We start from the raw sequence: 20,015 nt of genomic DNA on the forward strand, positions 1-20,015 counted from the left end.
TTTCCCACGAGGTTTTCGCGGAGAAAGGTTAACATCCCTTAAAAATCATGAGTTGATCACGGAAATGTTAAAAGCAGGGAAAGGCTAATCCGTGCACGCACTCCTGTTCATGGAGTGTTCCGGATGCTGGCATCCTGCTCCTCGGCGCCCCACATGCCCATCCCGCGCATCCGGTGATTCCCGCATGAACCATATCATCCCCGCCGCCACGCCCTTCCTGCCGCCCAAGCGCCCGGCCCCGCCGCAGACGCGGCGGCTGCAGGTGGTCTCGCCCTATGAGCCGGCGGGCGACCAGCCCACCGCCATCGCGCAGCTGGTGGAAGGGCTGAGGCAGGGGGAGCGGGACCAGGTGCTGCTCGGCGTCACCGGCTCGGGCAAGACCTTCAGCATGGCCAAGGTGATCGAGGCGCAGCAGCGCCCGACGCTGATCCTGGCGCCGAACAAGACGCTGGCTGCGCAGCTCTACGGCGAGATGAAGTCCTTCTTTCCGGAGAACGCGGTCGAGTACTTCGTCAGCTACTACGACTACTACCAGCCGGAAGCCTATGTGCCGCGCTCCGACACCTATATCGAGAAGGACGCGCAGATCAACGAGCAGATCGACCGGATGCGGCACAGCGCCACCCAGGCGCTGCTGGAGCGCAACGACGTCATCATCGTCGCCTCCGTCTCCTGCATCTACGGCATCGGCTCGGTCGAGCTGTACTCGAACATGGTGGTCAAGCTGCAGCTCGGCGGGCGCATCGCGCGCGAGCAGCTGCTGAAGGCGCTGGTGGAGCAGCAGTACCGCCGCAACGACGCCGCCTTCCAGCGCGGCACCTTCCGCGTGCGCGGCGAGACGGTGGACATCTGGCCCTCGCACCTCGAGGACCGCGCCTGGCGCGTCTCCCTGTTCGGCGACGAGGTGGACAGCCTCCGCGAGTTCGACCCGCTGACCGGCGAGATCGCCGGCGAGATGGAGAGCGTCGCCGTCTACGCCAACAGCCACTACGTGACGCCGCGCCCGACTCTGCTGCAGGCGATCCGCGACATCCGCGTGGAGCTGAAGCAGACGCTGGAGCGGCTGACCGCCGAGGGCAAGCTGCTGGAGGCGCAGCGGCTGGAGCAGCGCACCACCTTCGACCTGGAGATGATGGAGACCACCGGCTCCTGCAAAGGCATCGAGAACTACTCCCGCTACCTCTCCGGCCGCGGCCCCGGCCAGCCGCCGCCGACGCTGTTCGAGTACCTGCCCGAGAACGCGCTGCTCGTCGTCGATGAGAGCCATGTGACGGTGCCGCAGATCGGCGGCATGTACCGGGGCGACTTCGCGCGCAAATCGGTGCTAACCGAGTTCGGCTTCCGCCTGCCCTCCTGCATGGACAACCGCCCGCTGAAGTTCGAGGAGTGGGAGAGCTTCCGCCCGGACACCATCTTCGTCAGCGCCACGCCGGGCGGCTGGGAGATGGAGCGGACGGGCGGCACCTTCGCCGAGCAGGTGATCCGCCCCACCGGGCTGATCGACCCGCCGGTGGAGATCCGCCCCGTCGAGGGCCAGGTGGACGACCTGCTGGCCGAGTGCCGCACGGTGATGGGCAAGGGCGGGCGCGTGCTCGTCACCACCCTGACCAAGCGCATGGCCGAGGACCTGACGGAGTACATGACCGAGGCCGGCATCAAGGTGCGCTACCTGCACTCGGATGTGGACACGCTGGAACGCATCGAGATCATCCGCGACCTGCGCAAGGGCGTGTTCGACGTGCTGGTGGGCATCAACCTGCTGCGCGAGGGGCTGGACATCCCGGAATGCGCCCTCGTCGCCATCCTCGACGCCGACAAGGAGGGCTTCCTCCGCTCCACCACCTCGCTGATCCAGACCATCGGCCGCGCCGCGCGCAACGCCGAGGGCCGCGTGGTGCTCTACGCCGACCGCATGACCAACAGCATGCGCGCCGCGCTGGAGGAGACCGACCGCCGCCGCAGCAAGCAGCAGGCCTACAATGCCGAGCACGGCATCACGCCGCAGACCATCCGCCGGCAGATCAGCGACGTGCTGCAATCGGTCTATGAGCAGGACTACGTCACCGTCGCGCCCACGGCGGCGGAGGAGGACGGGCCGGTCGAGTTCGTCGGCAAGGACCTGCGCGCCAGCATCGCCGAGCTGGAGCGCAAGATGCGCGCCGCCGCCGCCGATCTGGAGTTCGAGACCGCGGCACGGCTGCGCGACGAGATCAAGCGGCTGGAGAACCTGGAGCTGGGCCTCGGCGCGCCGGCGCTGGAGCCGAACCGCGCCGGCCGCTCCATGCAGGAGGCGGCGCCACGGCGCGGCGGCAAGGGGGAATGGAAGCCGAAGCCGCTCGGGCCGGGGGGCGGAGGGTATGACCCGGAGAAGAAGCGCGGCGGGCGCGGGCGGGGGAAGAAGTAAGGAAGGGCGCGGAGAGGGGTCCCCTCCCCGCGCCCGCGCCTTTCCCTCCCGGCTCAGCCGGCCAGGGCGGCCTCGCGGCGCAGCAGCCGCAGCGGCTGGATGCGCACCACCGCCCCCTCCAGCGGGCCGCCGCGGATCTGGAACACCGTCTCCAGCTCGCCCGTGTCGCTCGGGTTCTCGAAGGGCAGCTCCAGCGTCATCTCCGCGCCGGGCTTCAGCTCGGCCACCGGCACCGTCACCCGTGCCAGCTCCCGCCCCGGCACGCCCTTCATGATCTTGATATCAAACATCTTGGCGCGCGGCGGCGCCGGCAGGATCGAGTTCTCCGGCTGCTCGGGCGCGGGCGGAACGGCCTCGAAGGTCAGCCGCGCCCGCAGCAGCCAGGCGCCGCGCGGGATGCGGATATAGGGGCCGAAGGCGATGGTGACCTTGTCGGACAGGGTCACCACCAGCGCGCCATTCTCCCGCTGGTGCGCCTGGCCGGAGCGCAGCAGCTCCGTCTCCACCGGGAAGTCCGGCTTCTGGCTGTGGAACAGGCTGCGGAAGTAGCGGCCCTGCGAGGGGCGCTTCTCCGGCACCGCCGGCTCCGGCAGGCCGCTGCCGTGCAGCGGCACGCCGGGCGGCGGCTCGGCGCCCAGCTTGCCCCGCACCGTGTCGCGGATCAACGAGACGTAGCGGCCGAGATGGCGGGAGAGCCAGGCGCGGCGTTCCTCGTCCGTCTGCCGCGGGCGGCCCAGGCCGGGCTTCAGCACGGAGGCGAAGTCGGCATCCTTGCGCAGCGGCACGACGTTGAAGTGTGCGCCGAAATCCTCGCCCAGCAGGGCGCGCCGGTCGATGCCGAGCAGCGTCACGTCCAGTCCCAGCGTCCAGGCCGGCAGCGCGCCATGCACGCGCAGCGAGATCAGGCTCTCGGCGGTGGCGAGGTAGCGGATGAAGCTGTCGGCGTCGCCGAACTCGACATGCGGGATGTCCAGCTCGTCCAGCATCTGCATGTCCTGCTCGTCATGCGCGATGAAGATGCGGCTGGGGTCGGCCTCGTGCAGCTGGCGGAGGAAGAGGTGGACGTCGGCATCCACCCGGTTCCAGAAGCTGGCCGTGCCGTTCAGCACGGAGACGAGCTGCTCCTTGCGGCGGAACAGCGGGCGCGGCTCGAACAGCGCCGAGAAGAAGCCGGGGCAGGGCATCGGCTGGTGCGCGATGCCCAGGGTGTTGAACACCGCGTCGCCCGCCATGTCGCGGCAGGTGACGAGGTCGAAGCCGCCATAGCGGCGGTAGTAGCCGGCGGAGCCCGCGCCCTGCACGCGCTCGGCGAAGGCGCGGTCGGCGGCCGGGCGGTCCTCGCCGAAGGCGTCGAAGTAGAAGGCGCCGGCGCCGAGGTTGATCTTCACCGGCACGTCGCTCTCCGCCACCTCGGCGATGCGCTCGACGTTGCGGCTGACCGTCCCGGAGTTGAGGATCTGCGGCGTGCCGCAGATGATGGCGATGTCGGTGTCCGCCGGCAGCGGCTCGCGGTCCGAGAGGTAGCGGATGGTCTCGTGGTGCGGGCCGATGGCGGCGTGCATGATGTTGCGCACGCCGCGATAGATCACGCGGTCGCCGACATTCAGCAGCAGGCCGCCGGCCTGGTCGGGGAGCGTCAGGTAGGTGACCCTGAGGGCGGACATGGTGTCTCCAGTCGGTTTCGCCTGGCCGGATAGGCTCGTCGCGGGGCGCGGGCGACTATATGGCCGACGGCGGAACGGGGAAACAGATCCGCGCGTCAGCCCGCGGCCGTGGCCCGCAGCAGGGCGCGCAGCGCCTCCACCTCTGGCGCCACGGCGGCCTCGGCCTTGGCCTGCATGCGGCGGTAGGCGCCGAGCACTGCCTCGCCCAGCGTGGTGAGGCGCGCGCCCCCGCCGCTGCTGCCGCCGCGCGAGGCCTGCACCAGGGGCTGGCCGAACTCCGCCTCCAGCGCCTCCAGCAGCCGCCAGGCGCGGGCGTAGGACATGCCGGTGGCGCGGCCGGCGGCGCTGATCGAGCCCAGCTCGGCCACCGCCTGCAGCAGGTCGGCCTTGCCGGGGCCGAGCTGCGCCGCGCCCACCACCGCCACCCGCAGATGCCGCACCGCCGGCGGCGCGCCGTTCCGCCCCTGTTCCATGGCGGTCAGCAAAGCATGCGGGCGGGCCGCATTCCAGGCTTGCCGTTGTATCCGGCGGAACATAACGTCGCCGCCCATGCAACGCCGCGCCCTGCTCGGCAGCCTGCTGGCTGCTCCCGCCCTCCTGCCGTGCCGCGCCGCCCAGGCCCAGGCCCAGGCCCAGACGCAGGCGCCCGCCGCCCTCACCGTCTTCGCCGCGGCCAGCCTGCAGGATGCGCTGAAGGCGCAGGACGCGGCCTGGCGGGCGGCGGGCGGGGCGCCGCTGCGCCTGTCCTTCGCTTCCTCCTCGGTGCTGGCGCGGCAGATCGGGCAGGGGGCGCGGGCCGACCTCTTCGCCTCGGCCGACGAGCCCTGGATGGACTACCTGCAGCAGCGTGGCCTGATCCGGCCGGAGACGCGCGCCCCGGTGCTCGGCAACACGCTGGTGCTGGTGGCGCCGGCCGACCAGCCGGCGCCGGTGGCGCCGGCCGGCATCGCCGCGCGGCTGGGTGCCGGCGGGCGGCTGGCGGTGGGCGACCCCGCGCATGTGCCGGCCGGCCGCTACGCCGAGCAGGCGCTGGCGCAGCTCGGCCTGTGGGATGCGCTGCGCCCCCGGCTGGCGCGGGCCGAGAATGTGCGCGCGGCGCTGCTGCTGGTGGAGCGGGGCGAGGCGCCGCTCGGCATCGTCTACGGCACCGACGCGGCGGCGAGCGACCGGGTGGCGGTGGTCGGCCGCTTTCCCGCCGGCAGCCACCCGCCCATCACCTATCCCTTCGCCCTGACGCGGGAGGCCGCCCCCGGCGCCGGGGCGCTGCTGGCCTTCCTGAAGGGCCCGCAGGCCGCGCCCGGCTGGCGCCGCGCCGGCTTCTCCCTGCCCGAATGAGGGGGGTGGGGAGGCCCGGGAAGGACGCGCGCCGCCGATGCTGACGCCGGAGGAATGGGAGGCCGTGCGCCTCTCGCTGAGCGTCTCGTTGCGCGCCGTGGCCTTCTCCCTGCCCCCCGCCATCCTGGTGGCGCTGGCCCTGGCGCGCGGCCGCTTCCCCGGCCGCACGCTGCTCGACGCCGTGGTGCACCTGCCCCTGGTGGTCCCGCCCGTCGTCACCGGCTGGGCGCTGCTGATGCTGTTCGGCCTGCGCGGCCCGCTCGGCGCGCCGCTGGCCGAGTGGTTCGGCATCCGCCTGGCCTTCACCAGCGCCGGCGCCGCCCTGGCCACGGCGGTGATGACCTTCCCGCTGATCGTCCGCGCCATCCGCCTCTCGCTGGACGGGCTGGACCGCGGGCTGGAGGAGGCGGCGGCGACGCTTGGCGCCGGGCGGCTGGACCGCTTCCTGACGGTGACGCTGCCGCTGATGGCGCCCGGCATCCTCTCCGGCGCGGTGGTGGCCTTCGCGGCGGGGCTCGGCGAGTTCGGCGCCATCATCACCTTCGCCTCCAACGTGCCGGGGGAGACGCAGACCCTGCCGCTGGCCATCTACACCGCCACCCAGGTGCCGGGGGGCGAGGCGGCGGCGGCGCGGCTGGCGGGCATCGCCTTCGCGCTGGCCATCGCTGGGCTGCTCTCGGCCGACCTGCTCTCGCGCCGGCTGGCGCGGCTGCTGGGCCGGCCATGAGCGGGCGCGAAGCTTGATGCTGGAGGTCGCGCTGCGCCACCGGCTGGGCGCCTTCGCGCTGGAGGCCGAATTCACGGCGCCGGCGGGGGTGACGGTGCTGTTCGGCCCCTCGGGCAGCGGCAAGTCCAGCATCCTGGCGGCGGTGGCGGGGCTGCTGCGCCCGGCCGAGGGCCGCGTGGCGCTGGCGGGCGCGCCGCTGACCGACACGGCGGCCGGGCTGTTCCTGCCGCCGGAGCGGCGGCGCTGCGCCACGGTGTTCCAGGAGGGGCGGCTGTTCCCCCACCTCTCCGTCGAGTCGAACCTGCGCTACGGGCTGCGCCGCGCGCCCCGCGGCGCCGAGGGGCCGGGCTTCGCCGAGGTGGTGGCGCTGCTCGGGCTGGAGGGGCTGCTGGGCCGCCGCCCGGCGCGGCTCTCGGGCGGCGAGAAGCAGCGCGTGGCGCTCGGCCGCGCCCTGCTGGCCCGCCCGCGCCTGCTGCTGCTGGACGAGCCGCTGGCGGCGCTCGACGCGCCCCGCCGGCAGGAGGTGCTGCCCTTCCTGGAGGCTTTGCGCGACCGCGCCGGCCTGCCCATGCTCTACGTCACCCACGCCATCGAGGAGGCGGACCGGCTGGCGGACACGCTGGTGCTGCTGGAGGGCGGCCGCGTGCTGGCGCATGGCCCCCTGGCGGCGCTGACCGCGCGCACCGACCTGCCCCTCCTGGCCGCGCGGCGCGACGCCGGCGTGGTGCTGCCCTGCCGCGTGGCGGCGCAGGACCGCGCGGCCGGGCTGACGCTGCTGGACTTCCCCGGCGGGCGGCTCTCCATCTCCTGGCGGGATGCGCCGGTGGGCGCGGCGCTGCGGCTGCGCGTGCGGGCGCGGGACGTGGCGGTGGCGCTGCCCGGCGGCGCGCTGGCCGGAACCCTGCCTTCCACCCTCTCGCTCGGCAATGCGCTGCCCGCCACGCTGCGGGCGGTGGAGGCGCTGGGCGAGGCGGAATGCTTCCTGCGGCTGGCGGTGGGCGAGAGCCTGCTGCTGGCGCGGGTGACGCGCGAGGCGGTGGCGCGGCTGGGGCTGCGGCCGGGCCAGGAGCTCCTGGCGCTGGTCAGCGCCGTCTCGGCCGGGCAGGGCTGAGGGAGGCGGGCGGCCGTTGCCGCCCGCCGCCGGCTGCGGCACACCGCAGGGCCTGAGGAAACGCGCAAGGCCCCGCCCACCATGACAGCCTCCCCCGCGCCGGAAGGGCGCACCCGCGTGCTGCTCGCGCTCTGCGGCTGCGTCGTGCTCTGCATGACCACCTGGTTCTCCGCCGCCGCGGTGCTGCCGCAGCTGCGCGCGCTCTGGGCGGTCTCGGAGGCGGTGGCGGGGTGGCTCACCATCGCCGTGCAGCTCGGCTTCGTGCTGGGCGCGCTGGGCGCCGCACTCACCGGCCTGCCGGACCGGCTGCCGCCGCGCACGCTGATGGCCGCCTCGGCCCTCGGCGCGGCGCTGGCCAACCTGGCGCTGCTGGCGGCGCCGGGGCCGGGCAGCGCCATCGCGCTGCGCGTCGCCACGGGCGTGCTGATGGCCGGCCTCTACCCGCCGGCGCTGAAGCTCGTCGCCACCTGGTTCCGGAGCGGGCGCGGCGTGGCGCTGGGCAGCGTCATCGGCGCGCTCACCCTCGGCTCGGCGCTGCCGCACGCGGTGAATGCGGGGGGCGGGCTGCCCTGGCAGGGCGTCATCCTGGCGGCCAGCGCCGCCACGCTGGCGGGGGGCGTCGGCGTGCTGCTGTTCCTGCGCGAGGGACCCTACCCCTTCCCGCGCGCGCGGTTCGAGCCGGCGCGGCTGCGCCAGGCGCTGGGCAACCGGGCGGTGCTGCTCGCCACCGGCGGCTATCTCGGCCACATGTGGGAGCTCTACGCGATGTGGAGCTGGATGCTGGCCTTCCTCGCCGCCCGGCCCGGCGCCACCGGCGGCGATGCCTCGCTGCTCACCTTCCTCATCGTCGCCGCCGGCGCGCCGGCCTGCGTGCTGGCCGGATGGCTGGCCGACCGGCTGGGCCGCACCACCCTGACCATCGGGCTGATGGCGGTCTCGGGCGGCTGCGCCGGGCTGATCGGCTTCGCTTGGCCAGGACCGGCCTGGCTGCTGCTGGCCATCGGCCTGCTCTGGGGCGCCACGGTGATCGCCGATTCGGCGCAGTTCTCGGCGGTGGTGACGGAGGTGGGCGACCCGGCGCTGGTCGGCACCGCGCTCACCGCGCAGCTCGGCCTCGGCTTCGGGCTGACGGCGCTGGCCATCTGGGCGCTGCCGCTGGCCGCCGGGGCGCTGGGCGGCTGGCAATGGGCCTTCCTGGTGCTGGTGCCGGGGCCGCTGCTCGGCATCCTCTCCATGGCCCGGCTGCGCGCCCTGCCGGAGGCGCGGCGCATCGCCGGCGGGCGGCGCTGAGGGCTCAGCCCTCCTCCGCCTCCATGGCGCGCCCGGCGCGGTGCCGCCGCAGCAGCAGCACGCCGATCAGCGCCGAGCCGAGGAACAGCACCCCCGCCAGCACCAGCTGCGAGCTGCGCTCCACCGCCACGCCGGCGCCCGCCAGGGTGAAGATGGCGGTCTGCGGCACGTAGCCCAGCGCCGAGGCGGCCAGGAAGGGCAGGGCGGGAAGGCCGGAGAGGCCGGCCAGCAGGTTCAGCGCCAGGTTGTTGCCCACCGGCAGCAGCCGCAGCGCCAGGGTGGCGCCGAAGGGGCTGGCCGCCAGCGCGTCCCGCAGCGGCCGCAGGCGGCGGCCGAAGCGGCCGGCCAGGCGCCGCTCCGCCCAGCCGCGCCCGACCATGCGGGCCCAGCCATAGGCGGCGGCGCAGCTCAGCACCTGCGCCAGCATCGAGAGCGCCAGCCCCGGCCACGGCCCCAGCGCATAGCCGCCGAGGAAGGCGATGGCCTGCCGGGGCACGCCCACCGCCGCCGCCAGCGTGCCCACCAGCAGGAAGGCGGCCTCGCCCCACAGCGTCTGCTCCAGGCCGAAGCGGCGCACCCAGGCCTCGGCCTGGGCGCCGCCCGGGGCGCCGCCCAGCTCGCGCAGCAGCCAGCCGCCGAGCGCGAGGCCGGCCGCCAGCAGCAGCATGCGCCCCAGCGCGGCGAAGGGGCTGCGGCGGGCGGCGGGCCCCTGCGGGCTCATTCGGGCGTGGCGGCCAGCGATGAGGCCGGCGATGAGGCTGGCGATGAGGCCGTCGTTGATGCCGGCGGGGCGGCGAGGAGCTGCGGCCGCTTCCAGCGGCGCTGCAGCCACATCACGCCCAGGATGTCGGTGACGCCCACCGCCAGTCGGTCCAGCGTGCCGTAGTTGGACTGGCCGCGCAGCCGGGGGCGGTGGTTCACCGGGCGGCTCACCACCCGCCCGCCCTGGCGCAGCACCAGGGCAGGCAGGAAGCGGTGCATGTGGTCGAAGGCTGGCAGGCTCAGGAACAGCGTGCGCGGGAACAGCTTCAGGCCGCAGCCGGTGTCCGGCGTGGCGTCGCCCAGCAGCCGGGCGCGGATGCCGTTGGCGAGGCGGCTGGAGAGGCGCTTCACCTGGTTGTCGCGCCGGTTGACGCGCCAGCCCGCCACCATCAGCGGCGGCTGGCCGGGCGTGCCATGCGCCTGCGCATAGTCCCAGAGGGCGGGGATGTCGGCCGGGTCGTTCTGCCCGTCGCCGTCCAGCGTCGCGATCCAGGCGCCGCGCGCGGCCCGCACGCCGGTGACGATGGCGGCCGACTGCCCGCAGGAGACGGCATGCCGCAGCACCACCAGCGCCGGCACCGTGGCCCGCAGGCCGGCCAGCGCCTCGGCCGTGGCGTCGGTCGAGCCGTCGTCCACATAGATGATCTCGTGCGGCACGCCGGAGAGGGCGGCACCGATCTCGGCCACCAGCGGCGCGATGTTGGGCGCCTCGTTCCGCACGGGGACGACGACGGAGAGGAGGGGGTCGGCAGGGCTCATGCCGGTGCTTTCGGCTGCGGCGGTGCGCGGATGGTCCGGCATGGGCGCGCGGGGTAGCAGCCATGGGCGGGGCCGACAAGCCGTCGCGGGTCCGCCCCGCTGCATTGCTAATGCGTCCTGGCGGACCACCTCTGCCAGAAACCCTATGCTAGAGTGGCGCGCCATGCCTTTCGATCCGCACCCCCCACATTCCGCCCGCCAGGACAGCCGCCGCGCCATCGCCGGGTGGCTGCTCGGCGTCGCCGGCCTGATCTGGGCCATGGTGGCGCTGGGCGGCGCCACGCGCCTCACCGGCTCGGGCCTGTCCATCATGGAATGGGCGCCGCTCTCCGGCGCCCTGCCGCCGCTCTCCGAGGCCGAGTGGCAGCGCCTCTACGACCTCTACCGCACGATCCCGCAATACGAGCTGGTCAACCGCGGCTTCGGGATCGAGGGCTTCAAGCAGATCTTCTGGCTGGAATGGGCGCACCGCCTCTGGGGGCGGATGATCGGCCTCGCCTTCCTGCTGCCGCTGCTCTGGTTCTGGGTGCGCGGGCGCATCCCGGCCGGGCTGAAGCCGCGCCTGCTGCTGCTGTTCGCGCTGGGCGGGCTGCAGGGGGCGGTGGGCTGGTTCATGGTCGCCTCCGGCTTCGAGGCGGACCGCACCGCCGTCTCCCCCTACCGGCTGGTGCTGCATCTGGGCCTCGCCCTGGTGCTCTACGGCATGGTGCTCTGGACGGCGCTCGGCCTGCTGCGGCCGGAGCGCACCGGGCCCCGCCAGCCCGCCGGGCTGCGCCGCCTGGTGCACGCCACGGCCGGGCTGGTGGTGCTGGCCATGCTGGCGGGCGGCTTCGTCGCCGGGCTGCGCGCCGGCCTCACCTACAACACCTTCCCGCTGATGGACGGCCAGCTCATCCCCGAGGGCTATGCCCAGCTCTCCCCCTTCTGGCACAACCTGACGACCAACATCGCCGCCGTGCAGTTCAACCACCGCCTGCTGGCCACCCTGGCGGGCGTGGCGGCGCTGGCCGCAGCCGCCTGGGGCGCGCGCGCCCTGCCGGCCGGCTTCGCCCGCGGCGCCGTGCTGGCGCTGGGCGGGGTGGTGGCGCTGCAATACGTGCTGGGCGTCGCCACCCTGGTGATGGTGGTGCCGGTCTGGCTCGGCACGCTGCACCAGACCGTGGCCGTCGGCGTCCTCACCGCGGCGCTGGTGGCGCTGCACGCCCTGCGGCCGCCCCGCATGGCCGCCCGATGAGCATCTCCATGAGCCGACCACCATGAGCCAGGGCATGGCGCCGGGCGATCTGCCCCTGGCGGTGCTGCGGGCGCTGCCCGCCGCCGTCTTCGTCTTCGACGGGACCGGGCGGCTGGCCATGGCCAACGCGGCCGCCTACGACGTGCTGGGCATGACCCCCGAGCCGCCGCTGGAAGGCCGCGCGGTGGCCGACATCATCCGGCTCATCGCCTATAGCGGCCTGTACGGGCCGGGCGACCCGGAGGCGCAGACGGCCACCGCCCTGGCGGCGGACCGCAACCAGAGGCTGCGCCGCACCGCCCGCACCACCGATGGCCGCTGGTTCGACCTGCTCTCCGAGCCCCTGCCGGATGGCGGCTGGATCAGCCTGGTGGTCGACGTCACCCTGCACCGCCGGGCGCTGGAGACCAGCCACCTGCGGGAGCGGCTGACCGACCACGCCCTGCGCTACCACCCCTCCGGCATCGGCCTCTACGACGCCCAGGCCCGGCTGGTGCTGTTCAACGAGGCCTATGAGCGGATCCTGGAGATGCCGCCCGGCACGCTGCGGCTCGGCATGACCTTCGAGGCGGTGTTCGACCAGATGGCGCTGCACCAGGCCATGGAGCCGCAGCTGGCCGAGACGCTGCGGCAGCAGCGCATGGCCATCGACCGCAGCCGGCCGCACCAGCAGGTCCGCCAGCGCCCGGATGGCCGCGCCATCAGCTCCATCAGCCAGCCGACGCCGGAGGGCGGTTTCCTCGTCTCGCTGCAGGACGTGACGGAGCTGCAGCAGGCGCGCAACGAGGCCACCCGCCGCGCCGCCCTTCTGGACGGCGTGCTGGCGGCGCTGCCGCACGGCGTCTGCGTCTATGGGCCCGACCGGCGGCTGAGCATGGTCAACGACGCCTATCAGCGCCTGCTGAAGGGCGCCGAGCTGCGGGTGGGCGAGCACCTGATGGAGATCTGCCGCCGCCGCGAGGCGCAGGGCGAGTACGGGCCGGGCGTCACCGCCGAGATGGTGTTCCGCCGCCAGTTCGCGTTCAGCCCCACGGGCCGCGAGCGCACCCGGCCCGACGGCACCGTGGTCAGCACGCATGGCGCGATGCTGCCCGATGGCGGGCACATCGCGGTGGTGAGCGACGTCACGCCCCTGCGGCGGGCCGAGGCGGCCGCCCAGCAGCGCGCCAGCCTGCTGCAGGCCATGCTCGACAGCATGCGCCATGGCGTCTGCCTGTTCGACGCCGAGCACAAGGTCGTCGCCGCCAACGCCCTGGCGGCGCGCATGATCGGGCTGCGGCCCGAGGACATGGCGCCCGGCACGCCGCTCGCGGTGCTGCGCCGCCGGCAGTACGAGACCGGCGAGTTCGGCACCGGCGCGGCCGCGGACGAGCTCTACACCAGCCGCGCGGTCAACCTGGTGCCGCGGCTGGACCGCTACAGCCGCATCCGCCCCAATGGCTCGGTGCTCGAGATCACCACCGACCCGACGCCGGATGGCGGCTATGTCCGCACCTACACGGACGTGACCGAGGAGCGGCGCGTGCGTGCCGCCATCGAGCATGCCCGCGCCCTGGCCGAGGAGGCGGACGCTGCCAAGAGCCGCTTCCTGGCCACCATGAGCCACGAGCTGCGCACCCCCCTGAACGCCGTGATCGGCTTCTCGGAGGCGTTGCAGGCCGAGCCGCAGGGGCCGCACGTGGCCGAGTTCGCCGGCACCATCCTGGAGGCCGGCCGCCACCTGCTCTCGCTGATCGACGAGATCCTGGAGGTGGCCAAGGCCGGCACCGGCACGCTGGCGGCCGAGACCCGCCCGCTCCACCTGGCCAGCGTGCTGGAGGGCGCGGTGCGGCTGATGCGCAACGGTGCCGAGGCCGGCGGCGTCGCGCTCTCGGTGGAGGCGCTGCCGGCCCTGCCGCGCGTGCTGGCCGATGAGCGGCGGCTGCGCCAGGTGCTGCTCAACCTGCTCTCCAACGCGGTGAAGTTCACCCCGCAGGGCGGCGCGGTGCGGATCGGCGCCGCGCTCCTGCCGGATGGCGGGGTGGAGGTACGCATCGCCGATAACGGCATCGGCATCGAGCCGGGGCAGCTTGAGCGGGCCTTCGAGCCCTTCGTGCAGTTGGAAACCACCCATGCCCGGCGCTATGCCGGATCGGGGCTGGGCCTCTACCTGGCGCGCGCCCTGGCGCAGTCGATGGGCGCCACGCTGGCCCTGGAGAGCACGCGGGGCCTGGGCACCGTCGCGCGGCTGCGGCTCGAGGCGGCGGAACAACAACAGGAGCAGACGGAATGAGCGCAATCGAGACCACCGACCGGCTGTTCTTCCGCGACCTCGACCGCACCGCGGCGGAGCGCCAGCTCGCGGAGGCGCTCTCCGGCGCCGAGGATGGCGAGCTGTTCCTGGAATATGTGGAGAGCGAGGCGATCAGCCTCGACGATGGCCGCATCCGCTCCGCCAGCTTCGACGCCACGCGCGGCTTCGGCCTGCGCGCCGTGGCCGGCGAGGCAGCCGGCTACGCGCATGGCGGCGAGATCTCGGAGGCCGCGCTGGCCCGCGCCGCCGCCACGGTGCGCGCCGTGGCGGCCGGCCATTCCGGCCATCTCGCCGTGGCGCCGCGCGCCACCAACGCCCGCCTCTACGACGACGCCAACCCGCTCTCGGCCCTGGAATTCCCGGCCAAGACGGCGCTGCTGGCGGAGATCGACGCCTATGCCCGCGGCCGCGACAGCCGCGTGACGCAGGTGATGGCCAGCCTGACCGGCGAGTGGCAGGCGGTGCAGGTGCTGCGCGCCGGCGGCGAGCGGGTGGCCGACCTCCGCCCGCTGGTGCGGCTGAACGTCTCGGTGGTGGTGGAGCAGGGCGGGCGGCGCGAGACCGGCAGCCACGGCCTCGGCGGCCGCTTCGGCTACAGCCGCGTGGTGGGCGAGGCGGTGTGGAAGGCGGCGGTGGACGAGGCGCTGCGCCAGGCGGTGCTGAATCTCGACAGCATCCCCGCCCCGGCCGGCGAGATGGAGGTGGTGCTCGGCCCCGGCTGGCCCGGCATCCTGCTGCACGAGGCGATCGGCCACGGGCTGGAGGGCGACTTCAACCGCAAGAAGACCTCGGCCTTCGCCGGGCTGCTCGGCCAGCGCATCGCCGCGCCCGGCATCACGGTGGTCGATGACGGCACCATCCCCGACCGGCGCGGCAGCCTGACGGTGGATGACGAGGGCACCCCCTCCGGCCGCACCGTGCTGATCGAGGACGGCATCCTGACCGGCTTCCTGCAGGACCGGCAGAACGCCCGGCTGATGGGCGTGGCCGCCACCGGCAATGGCCGCCGCCAGAGCCATGCCCACGCGCCGATGCCGCGCATGACCAACACCGTCATGCTGGGCGGCAACACGCCGCCGGAGGAGATCCTCGCCAGCGTCAAGCGCGGCATCTGGGGGGTGAATTTCGGCGGCGGGCAGGTGGACATCACCAGCGGCAAGTTCGTCTTCTCGATGTCCGAGGCCTACCTGATCGAGGACGGCAAGGTGGGCGCGCCGGTGAAGGGCGCCATGCTGATCGGCAACGGGCCGGAGGCGCTGACCCGCGTCTCCATGATCGGCGACGACATGGCGCTCGACCCCGGCATCGGCACCTGCGGCAAGCAGGGGCAGGGCGTGCCGGTGGGCGTCGGCCAGCCGACGCTGAAGATGAACGGCCTGACCATCGGCGGAACGGCGGTGTGAGCCTCCCGCCGCTCAGGCCCGCCCGGCCGGAGGAGGCGGAGGCCCTCGCCGCCCTGGTGGGGCGGGCCTATGCCGCCTACCTGCCCGTCATCGGCCGCCGCCCGGCGCCGATGGACGACGACTACGCCGCCCGCATCGCCGCCGGCCAGGCCTGGGTGCTGGAGGCGGAGGATGGCGGACTGGCCGGGCTGCTGGTGCTGGAGGTGGCCGGCAGCCATCTCTGGCTGGAGAACGTCGCGGTCGATCCGGCGCGGCAGCGGGCCGGCCTCGGCCGGGCGCTGATGCGCTTCGTGGGCGGGGAGGCGCTGCGCCGCGGCCTGCCCGAGGTGCGGCTGCTGACCAATGAGCGGATGGAGCGCAACCTCGCCTTCTACGCCCGGCTGGGCTTCGCCGAGCTGGAGCGGCGCGAGGAGAAGGGGTTCCGCCGCGTCTACATGGCCATCCCGGCGGAGCGGCTGGCCGGGTAGGCGGCAGGGCGCAGGCGGCAGGACCGGTAGAGGACCGGGCCGGGAGAGGATCGGGCCTTCCCCGGCCCGATCCGTGTCAGAGCATCCGTGTCAGCGCGCGCGGCGGGTGGGCGTGGTGCTGCGCGCCGGCGTGGTGCTGCGGGCGGGCGCCGTGCTGCGCGCCGGGGCGGTGCTGGTGGCCGGCGGCGCCGTGACGCGCGGCGTGACGGCGGCCGGCGTCGCCGCCGCGGCGCCGGGCTCGACCGTCACGTTCACCTTCACGCTGGTGGAGCCGGGCAGCAGCCGCACCACGAAGCTGTCGGCGCCCGAGAAGCCGGGGTCCGGCGTGTAGTCGATGCGCGTCCAGTCGCCCACGCTGTGCACATGCACGCGGCCGCGCGACGGGCGGCTGGTCAGCAGCCCGGCATCGAACGGCTCCGGCCCGGGGCGGGAGACCCGCACGGCGCACCAGCCGCCATCGTTGCGCACCGTCATCGGCACGTCGGTCTGCTGGGCATCGACCAGCTTCGGCTCGTCCTGCACGGTGCAGAGCTGCGCGGCGCCCTGCAGGTCGGCGGCGAAGATCGGCCGCTTGGATTGCAGGGCGGCCGGGCCGGACTGGGGCTGGGCACAGGCGGCGAGCAGGGCCGGAAGGGCCAGCGCGGCCCAGGCAGCATGAAGGCGCATCAGCGGGAAGCCCGGCGGGTGGGAGCGGGGGCGGCGGGCGCCGAGGCGCTGGAGACGCAGCTGCCCAGCGTGGCCGGCAGCAGGTCCTTGGCGGCGGCGTAGGGCGCCAGCTCGGTGGCGGAGGGCAGGGCCATCACTTCCTCGAACAGCCGCGCGTTGCGGGCGCAGAAATCGGCGCCGATGCGGTTGGCTTCCTGGGCGCGGGCATTGGCGAGGTTGGTGATGAAGGTGTCGTTCGCCCGCTGCCCGGCGCGGCGGTCGCGCCCGGTGAAGTGCCGGATCACCGCCATGTCGTTGCTGCTCAGCGTCGAGCGGTAGCGGGTGATGAAGTCGTTGTAGGGCTTCTCGGTGTCGCAGGTGGTGGCGACGACCATCAGCTCCGTCTTCAGGGCCGAGAGCTCGAACATCGCCTGCGCCTCAGGATCGGCGCAGCGGAAGGGCGCGGCCATCGCGGCGGTGGAGGCGAACAGGGTGCTGAGCATGAGCAACCCCGCCAGGCCACGGCGGACCCTGCTGGACGACGCCCCGGCGAGGGAGGTGGTCGGGCGCATGTCTGGAAGCGGGTGGCGCTGAACCATACCCATCTCCTCTCCGTTCTTGATACTGCGCGCGGTGACTGCCGCGGACTGGCTGCGGAAAACTGGAATGGCGCGGGCGGGCGTGGCCGTGCCCGTGTCCCGGTCCGGTTCCCGCCCCGGGCAGGGAGGCACCGCGACCGGATGCCGGCTCCGGCCCCCGCCCGGGCGCGCCCGGAACGGGGAGCGGCGGGGCCGGAACGGCCGGAAGGCATCAGGGCTGCGGCGCGGTGGTGCCCGGCGCTGGAATACCGTGCCGGCCTGGACCAGGGCAAGGGAGAGAACGCCCCGGCCCGCCGATTGTGCGTTTGCGAAATCAAGTTGTTACGCCATATTGCTGCGCTGGCGTCTGCACTGTGTTCCCGGTGCATCAGGCCGCGCCGCCGGATGGCAGGCACCGGCGCCGAATCGTGCTAAGCCGCGCCACCCCGCCTCCTGGCCCTCCGGCGCCCGGCGCGGGGCTGGAGCAGGCGCATGACCACGCATGGATGGATCGTCGCGGCACCCCGCTCGGGCGCCGGCAAGAGCACCCTGACCCTGGCGCTGCTGGCCGCCCTGCGCCGGCGCGGCCTGGCCGTGGGCGCCGCCAAATCCGGCCCCGACTACATCGACCCCGCCTTCCACGCCGCCGCCTGCGGCCGCCCCAGCCGCAACCTGGACAGCTGGGCCATGCCGGGGCCGCTGCTCGACGCCACGGCGCGCGCGGCGGCGGAGGGGCTCTCCCTGCTGCTGGTCGAATCGGCCATGGGGCTGTTCGACGGCGCGGGGGGCGCGCCCGGCCGCCAGGGCAGCGCCGCCGACCTCGCCGCGCGGCTCGGCCTGCCGGTGCTGCTGCTGCTCGACGTCTCCGGCCAGTCGCAATCGGCCGCCGCGGTGGCGCATGGCTTCGCCACGCTGCGGCCGGATGTGCGGGTGGGCGGCGTGGTGCTGAACCGCGTGGCCAGCCCCCGGCACCGCCGCGGCGCGGCCGAGGCCATCGCCGCGGCCGGGCTGCCGGTGCTGGGCGCCCTGCCGCGCGAGGACGCCATCGCCCTGCCGGAGCGGCATCTGGGGCTGGTGCAGGCGCGCGAGCTGGGCCACCTGCCGGGGCTGCTGGAGCGGCTGGCCGACCTCGCCGAGTCGCATCTCGACCTGGAGGCGATCCTGGCCGACGCCGCACCCCTGGCCGTGCCGCCCGCCGCCGCCGCCCGCCCGCTGCCGCCGCCGGGCCAGCGCGTGGCCGTGGCGGAGGATGCCGCCTTCAGCTTCCTCTACCCCCACATCGCCGAGGGCTGGCGGCAGGCCGGCGCCGCGCTGGTGCCCTTCTCCCCGCTGGAGGACGCGCCGCCGCCCGAGGATTGCGACGCCTGCTGGCTGCCCGGCGGCTACCCCGAGCTGCACGCCGGAAGGCTGGCCGCCGCCACGCGCTTCCTGGCCGGCCTGCGCCGCTTCGCCGCCACCCGCCCCGTGCATGGCGAGTGCGGCGGCTACATGGTGCTGGGCGAGGGGCTGGAGGATGCGGAGGGCCAGCGGCACGCCATGGCCGGGCTGCTCGGCCACGCCACCAGCTTCGCGCGGCGGAAGATGAACCTCGGCTACCGCGAGGCGCGGCTGCTGGAAGGCGGCGTGCTCGGCCCGGCCGGCGCGGTGCTGCGCGGGCACGAATTCCACTACGCCACGGTCACCACCCCGGGCGGGGACCCGCCGCTGGCCACGCTGCGGGATGCCACGGGCGCCGATCTCGGCCCCGGCGGCGGGCGGCGCGGCCGGGTCAGCGGCAGCTTCTTCCATGTCATCGCCGCGCAGGAGCCGTGATGCCCGCCTATCCCAGCCTCGATGCCCTCCTGGCCGCCTGCGCCACCCCGCCGCCTGGCGACGAAGCCGCCGCCGCCGCCGTGGCCGCGCGCCAGGCGCGGCTGACCAAGCCGCCCGGCAGCCTCGGCCGGCTGGAGGAGCTGGCGGCCTGGATGGCGCGCTGGCAGGGCCGCGCCCTGCCGGTGCTGGAGCGGGTGCAGGTGCTGGTCTTCGCCGGCAACCACGGCGTGGCGGCGCGCGGCGTCTCGCCCTACCCGGCGGCGGTGACGGCGCAGATGGTGGCCAATTTCGCCGCCGGCGGCGCCGCCATCAACCAGCTCGCGGCGGTCGCCGGGGCGGCGCTGCGCGTGGTGCCGCTGGCGCTCGACACCCCGACCGAGGACTTCACCGCCGCCCCCGCGATGGACGAGGCGGCGTTCCTGGACGCGGTGAACCAGGGCGCCGCCGCGCTGGAGCCGGGGGTGGGGCTGCTCTGCCTGGGCGAGATGGGCATCGGCAACACCACCGCCGGCGCGGCGCTGGCCGCCGCGCTGTTCGGCGGCGGCGGCGCCGCCTGGGCCGGGCGCGGCACAGGCGTGGATGAGGCCGGCCTCGCCCGCAAGCGCGCCGCGGTGGATGCCGCCATCGCCTGCCACGCCCCCGCGCTCGCCGACCCGCTGGAGGCCGCGCGCCGCCTCGGCCGGCCGGAGCTGGCGGCGATCCTCGGCGCCACGCTGGAAGCGCGGCGCAGGGGCGTGCCGGTGCTGCTGGACGGCTTCGGCTGCACCGCCGCCGCCGCGTCGCTGGCGCGCCTCGCCCCCGGCGGGCTGGACCATGCGCGGGTGGCGCATTGCTCGGCCGAGGCGGGGCACGCAAGGCTGCTGGCGGCGCTCGGCCAAGCGCCGCTGCTCGATCTCGGGATGCGGCTGGGCGAGGGTTCGGGCGCCGCGCTCGCCGTGCCGCTGCTGCGCGCGGCGCTGGCCTGCCACGCCGGCATGGCCACCTTCGACGAGGCGGGCATCTCGGGCGCGGCCGGATGAGCGGCTGGCTCATCGGCTGGCTGGCCGCGCGCCGGGCGGAACTCGGCGCGGCGCTCGGGCTGATGACGCGCCTGCCGCTCGGCCGCTGGCCGATGCCGGAGGCGCCGGAGGGCTTCGCCCGCGCCGCCTGGGCCTACCCTCTGGCCGGCGCGCTGGCGGGCGGGCTGGCGGGGGGAGCTCAGGCGCTGCTGCTCTGGGCCGGGATGCCGCCTGCCCTGGCCACGGCCTGGGCGCTGGCCGCCCTGCTGCTGCTGACCGGCGCCCTGCACGAGGACGGGCTGGCCGACATGGCCGACGGCTTCGGCGGCGGGCGGGACCGCGAGCGCAAGCTCGCCATCATGCGCGACAGCCGCATCGGCAGCTATGGCGCGCTGGCGCTGCTGCTCTCGCTCGGGCTGCGCGGGGCGGCGCTGGCGCTGCTGGCCTCGCCGCTGGCCTGGGCGGCGGCGGGCGCGCTCTCCCGCGCGGCGCTGCTCCTCCCGCTCGGCCTGCTGCGCCCGGCGCGGGCGGAG

At 74.8% G+C, this 20,015-nt stretch carries 18 protein-coding genes; 12 read left to right on the top strand and 6 right to left on the bottom strand.

The features are described from left to right. Positions 1-184: 184 nt before the first annotated feature. Positions 185-2,404, top strand: a complete 2,220-nt coding sequence (uvrB, locus tag ACFOY6_RS12025) for an excinuclease ABC subunit UvrB (RefSeq protein WP_379650930.1) — start codon at positions 185-187, stop codon at positions 2,402-2,404. Positions 2,405-2,457: 53 nt separating this feature from the next. On the opposite strand, the gene ACFOY6_RS12030 is transcribed toward uvrB, so the two are convergent. After that, positions 2,458-4,068 (bottom strand): hypothetical protein, encoded by a 1,611-nt coding sequence (locus ACFOY6_RS12030; protein ID WP_379650932.1) that lies wholly within the window; start codon positions 4,066-4,068, stop codon positions 2,458-2,460. 95 nt (positions 4,069-4,163) lie between these two features. Beyond that, positions 4,164-4,541: a winged helix-turn-helix domain-containing protein gene (locus ACFOY6_RS12035; protein ID WP_379650934.1), complete on the bottom strand. Its 378-nt coding sequence runs from the start codon at positions 4,539-4,541 to the stop codon at positions 4,164-4,166. Positions 4,542-4,617: 76 nt separating this feature from the next. Here ACFOY6_RS12035 and modA point away from each other — a divergent pair, with 76 nt between their 5' ends. The 4 genes from modA to ACFOY6_RS12055 all read left to right on the top strand — a co-directional run bounded on the left by modA (position 4,618) and on the right by ACFOY6_RS12055 (position 8,531). Continuing rightward, the gene (gene modA / locus ACFOY6_RS12040) at positions 4,618-5,403 is read left to right on the top strand and encodes a molybdate ABC transporter substrate-binding protein (protein WP_379650936.1); all 786 of its coding nucleotides are present in this window, start codon (positions 4,618-4,620) and stop codon (positions 5,401-5,403) included. A 37-nt stretch (positions 5,404-5,440) separates the two neighbouring features. Then, on the top strand, positions 5,441-6,130 hold the full coding sequence (modB, locus tag ACFOY6_RS12045) for a molybdate ABC transporter permease subunit (protein WP_109515588.1): 690 nt from the start codon (positions 5,441-5,443) through the stop codon (positions 6,128-6,130). A gap of 16 nt (positions 6,131-6,146) precedes the next feature. Beyond that, positions 6,147-7,241, top strand: a complete 1,095-nt coding sequence (gene modC / locus ACFOY6_RS12050) for a molybdenum ABC transporter ATP-binding protein (RefSeq protein ID WP_379650956.1) — start codon at positions 6,147-6,149, stop codon at positions 7,239-7,241. A gap of 81 nt (positions 7,242-7,322) precedes the next feature. Then, positions 7,323-8,531, top strand: a complete 1,209-nt coding sequence (locus ACFOY6_RS12055; protein WP_379650938.1) for an MFS transporter — start codon at positions 7,323-7,325, stop codon at positions 8,529-8,531. A 4-nt stretch (positions 8,532-8,535) separates the two neighbouring features. On the opposite strand, the gene ACFOY6_RS12060 is transcribed toward ACFOY6_RS12055, so the two are convergent. After that, positions 8,536-9,252 (bottom strand): TVP38/TMEM64 family protein, encoded by a 717-nt coding sequence (locus ACFOY6_RS12060; RefSeq protein WP_109515586.1) that lies wholly within the window; start codon positions 9,250-9,252, stop codon positions 8,536-8,538. Continuing rightward, a complete protein-coding gene (locus ACFOY6_RS12065) occupies positions 9,249-10,052 on the bottom strand; it encodes a glycosyltransferase family 2 protein (RefSeq protein WP_379650940.1) in 804 nt (267 codons plus the stop codon). The genes ACFOY6_RS12060 and ACFOY6_RS12065 overlap by 4 nt, the downstream gene beginning before the upstream one ends. A 163-nt stretch (positions 10,053-10,215) precedes the next feature. Here ACFOY6_RS12065 and ACFOY6_RS12070 point away from each other — a divergent pair, with 163 nt between their 5' ends. From ACFOY6_RS12070 to ACFOY6_RS12085, 4 genes are read left to right on the top strand one after another with little or no spacing between them, the layout of a single operon-like run. Next, positions 10,216-11,286: a COX15/CtaA family protein gene (locus tag ACFOY6_RS12070; protein ID WP_379650942.1), complete on the top strand. Its 1,071-nt coding sequence runs from the start codon at positions 10,216-10,218 to the stop codon at positions 11,284-11,286. A gap of 22 nt (positions 11,287-11,308) precedes the next feature. Further along, the gene (locus tag ACFOY6_RS12075; protein WP_379650944.1) at positions 11,309-13,558 is read left to right on the top strand and encodes a PAS-domain containing protein; all 2,250 of its coding nucleotides are present in this window, start codon (positions 11,309-11,311) and stop codon (positions 13,556-13,558) included. Next, positions 13,555-14,982 carry a metalloprotease TldD gene (gene tldD, locus ACFOY6_RS12080; protein WP_379650946.1) on the top strand — a complete coding sequence of 476 codons (1,428 nt, stop codon included), beginning with the start codon at positions 13,555-13,557 and terminating at the stop codon, positions 14,980-14,982. The genes ACFOY6_RS12075 and tldD overlap by 4 nt, the downstream gene beginning before the upstream one ends. Beyond that, a complete protein-coding gene (locus tag ACFOY6_RS12085) occupies positions 14,979-15,449 on the top strand; it encodes a GNAT family N-acetyltransferase (RefSeq protein WP_379650948.1) in 471 nt (156 codons plus the stop codon). Before tldD ends, ACFOY6_RS12085 begins: the two co-directional genes overlap by 4 nt. Positions 15,450-15,539: 90 nt before the next feature. On the opposite strand, the gene ACFOY6_RS12090 is transcribed toward ACFOY6_RS12085, so the two are convergent. Next, complete coding sequence (locus tag ACFOY6_RS12090; RefSeq protein WP_109515581.1) at positions 15,540-16,115, bottom strand: hypothetical protein; 576 nt, start codon at positions 16,113-16,115, stop codon at positions 15,540-15,542. Further along, complete coding sequence (locus ACFOY6_RS12095; RefSeq protein ID WP_109515580.1) at positions 16,115-16,597, bottom strand: hypothetical protein; 483 nt, start codon at positions 16,595-16,597, stop codon at positions 16,115-16,117. The genes ACFOY6_RS12090 and ACFOY6_RS12095 overlap by 1 nt, the downstream gene beginning before the upstream one ends. A 567-nt stretch (positions 16,598-17,164) precedes the next feature. On the opposite strand from ACFOY6_RS12095, the gene ACFOY6_RS12100 reads away from it, so the two are divergent. The 3 genes from ACFOY6_RS12100 to ACFOY6_RS12110 all read left to right on the top strand — a co-directional run. Then, on the top strand, positions 17,165-18,484 hold the full coding sequence (locus ACFOY6_RS12100) for a cobyrinate a,c-diamide synthase (RefSeq protein WP_379650950.1): 1,320 nt from the start codon (positions 17,165-17,167) through the stop codon (positions 18,482-18,484). Then, a complete protein-coding gene (cobT, locus tag ACFOY6_RS12105) occupies positions 18,484-19,503 on the top strand; it encodes a nicotinate-nucleotide--dimethylbenzimidazole phosphoribosyltransferase (protein ID WP_379650952.1) in 1,020 nt (339 codons plus the stop codon). The genes ACFOY6_RS12100 and cobT overlap by 1 nt, the downstream gene beginning before the upstream one ends. Further along, positions 19,500-20,015 (top strand): adenosylcobinamide-GDP ribazoletransferase (locus tag ACFOY6_RS12110; protein ID WP_379650954.1); only part of this gene is annotated, 516 nt, incomplete at its 3' end. The genes cobT and ACFOY6_RS12110, both read left to right, overlap by 4 nt.

This window comes from Teichococcus aestuarii (assembly GCF_042651065.1).
GTDB classification, from domain to species: Bacteria; Pseudomonadota; Alphaproteobacteria; order Acetobacterales; family Acetobacteraceae; genus Pseudoroseomonas; species Pseudoroseomonas aestuarii.

What these genes read in the sequence shown, in the direction of transcription:
- uvrB (WP_379650930.1), top strand. Translation starts at nt 185, where the DNA reads ATGAACCATATCATCCCCGCCGCCACGCCCTTCCTGCCGCCCAAGCGC.
- ACFOY6_RS12030 (WP_379650932.1), bottom strand. Translation starts at nt 4,068, where the DNA reads ATGTCCGCCCTCAGGGTCACCTACCTGACGCTCCCCGACCAGGCCGGC.
- ACFOY6_RS12035 (WP_379650934.1), bottom strand. Translation starts at nt 4,541, where the DNA reads ATGGAACAGGGGCGGAACGGCGCGCCGCCGGCGGTGCGGCATCTGCGG.
- modA (WP_379650936.1), top strand. Translation starts at nt 4,618, where the DNA reads ATGCAACGCCGCGCCCTGCTCGGCAGCCTGCTGGCTGCTCCCGCCCTC.
- modB (WP_109515588.1), top strand. Translation starts at nt 5,441, where the DNA reads ATGCTGACGCCGGAGGAATGGGAGGCCGTGCGCCTCTCGCTGAGCGTC.
- modC (WP_379650956.1), top strand. Translation starts at nt 6,147, where the DNA reads ATGCTGGAGGTCGCGCTGCGCCACCGGCTGGGCGCCTTCGCGCTGGAG.
- ACFOY6_RS12055 (WP_379650938.1), top strand. Translation starts at nt 7,323, where the DNA reads ATGACAGCCTCCCCCGCGCCGGAAGGGCGCACCCGCGTGCTGCTCGCG.
- ACFOY6_RS12060 (WP_109515586.1), bottom strand. Translation starts at nt 9,252, where the DNA reads ATGAGCCCGCAGGGGCCCGCCGCCCGCCGCAGCCCCTTCGCCGCGCTG.
- ACFOY6_RS12065 (WP_379650940.1), bottom strand. Translation starts at nt 10,052, where the DNA reads ATGAGCCCTGCCGACCCCCTCCTCTCCGTCGTCGTCCCCGTGCGGAAC.
- ACFOY6_RS12070 (WP_379650942.1), top strand. Translation starts at nt 10,216, where the DNA reads ATGCCTTTCGATCCGCACCCCCCACATTCCGCCCGCCAGGACAGCCGC.
- ACFOY6_RS12075 (WP_379650944.1), top strand. Translation starts at nt 11,309, where the DNA reads ATGAGCCAGGGCATGGCGCCGGGCGATCTGCCCCTGGCGGTGCTGCGG.
- tldD (WP_379650946.1), top strand. Translation starts at nt 13,555, where the DNA reads ATGAGCGCAATCGAGACCACCGACCGGCTGTTCTTCCGCGACCTCGAC.
- ACFOY6_RS12090 (WP_109515581.1), bottom strand. Translation starts at nt 16,115, where the DNA reads ATGCGCCTTCATGCTGCCTGGGCCGCGCTGGCCCTTCCGGCCCTGCTC.
- ACFOY6_RS12095 (WP_109515580.1), bottom strand. Translation starts at nt 16,597, where the DNA reads ATGCTCAGCACCCTGTTCGCCTCCACCGCCGCGATGGCCGCGCCCTTC.
- ACFOY6_RS12100 (WP_379650950.1), top strand. Translation starts at nt 17,165, where the DNA reads ATGACCACGCATGGATGGATCGTCGCGGCACCCCGCTCGGGCGCCGGC.
- cobT (WP_379650952.1), top strand. Translation starts at nt 18,484, where the DNA reads ATGCCCGCCTATCCCAGCCTCGATGCCCTCCTGGCCGCCTGCGCCACC.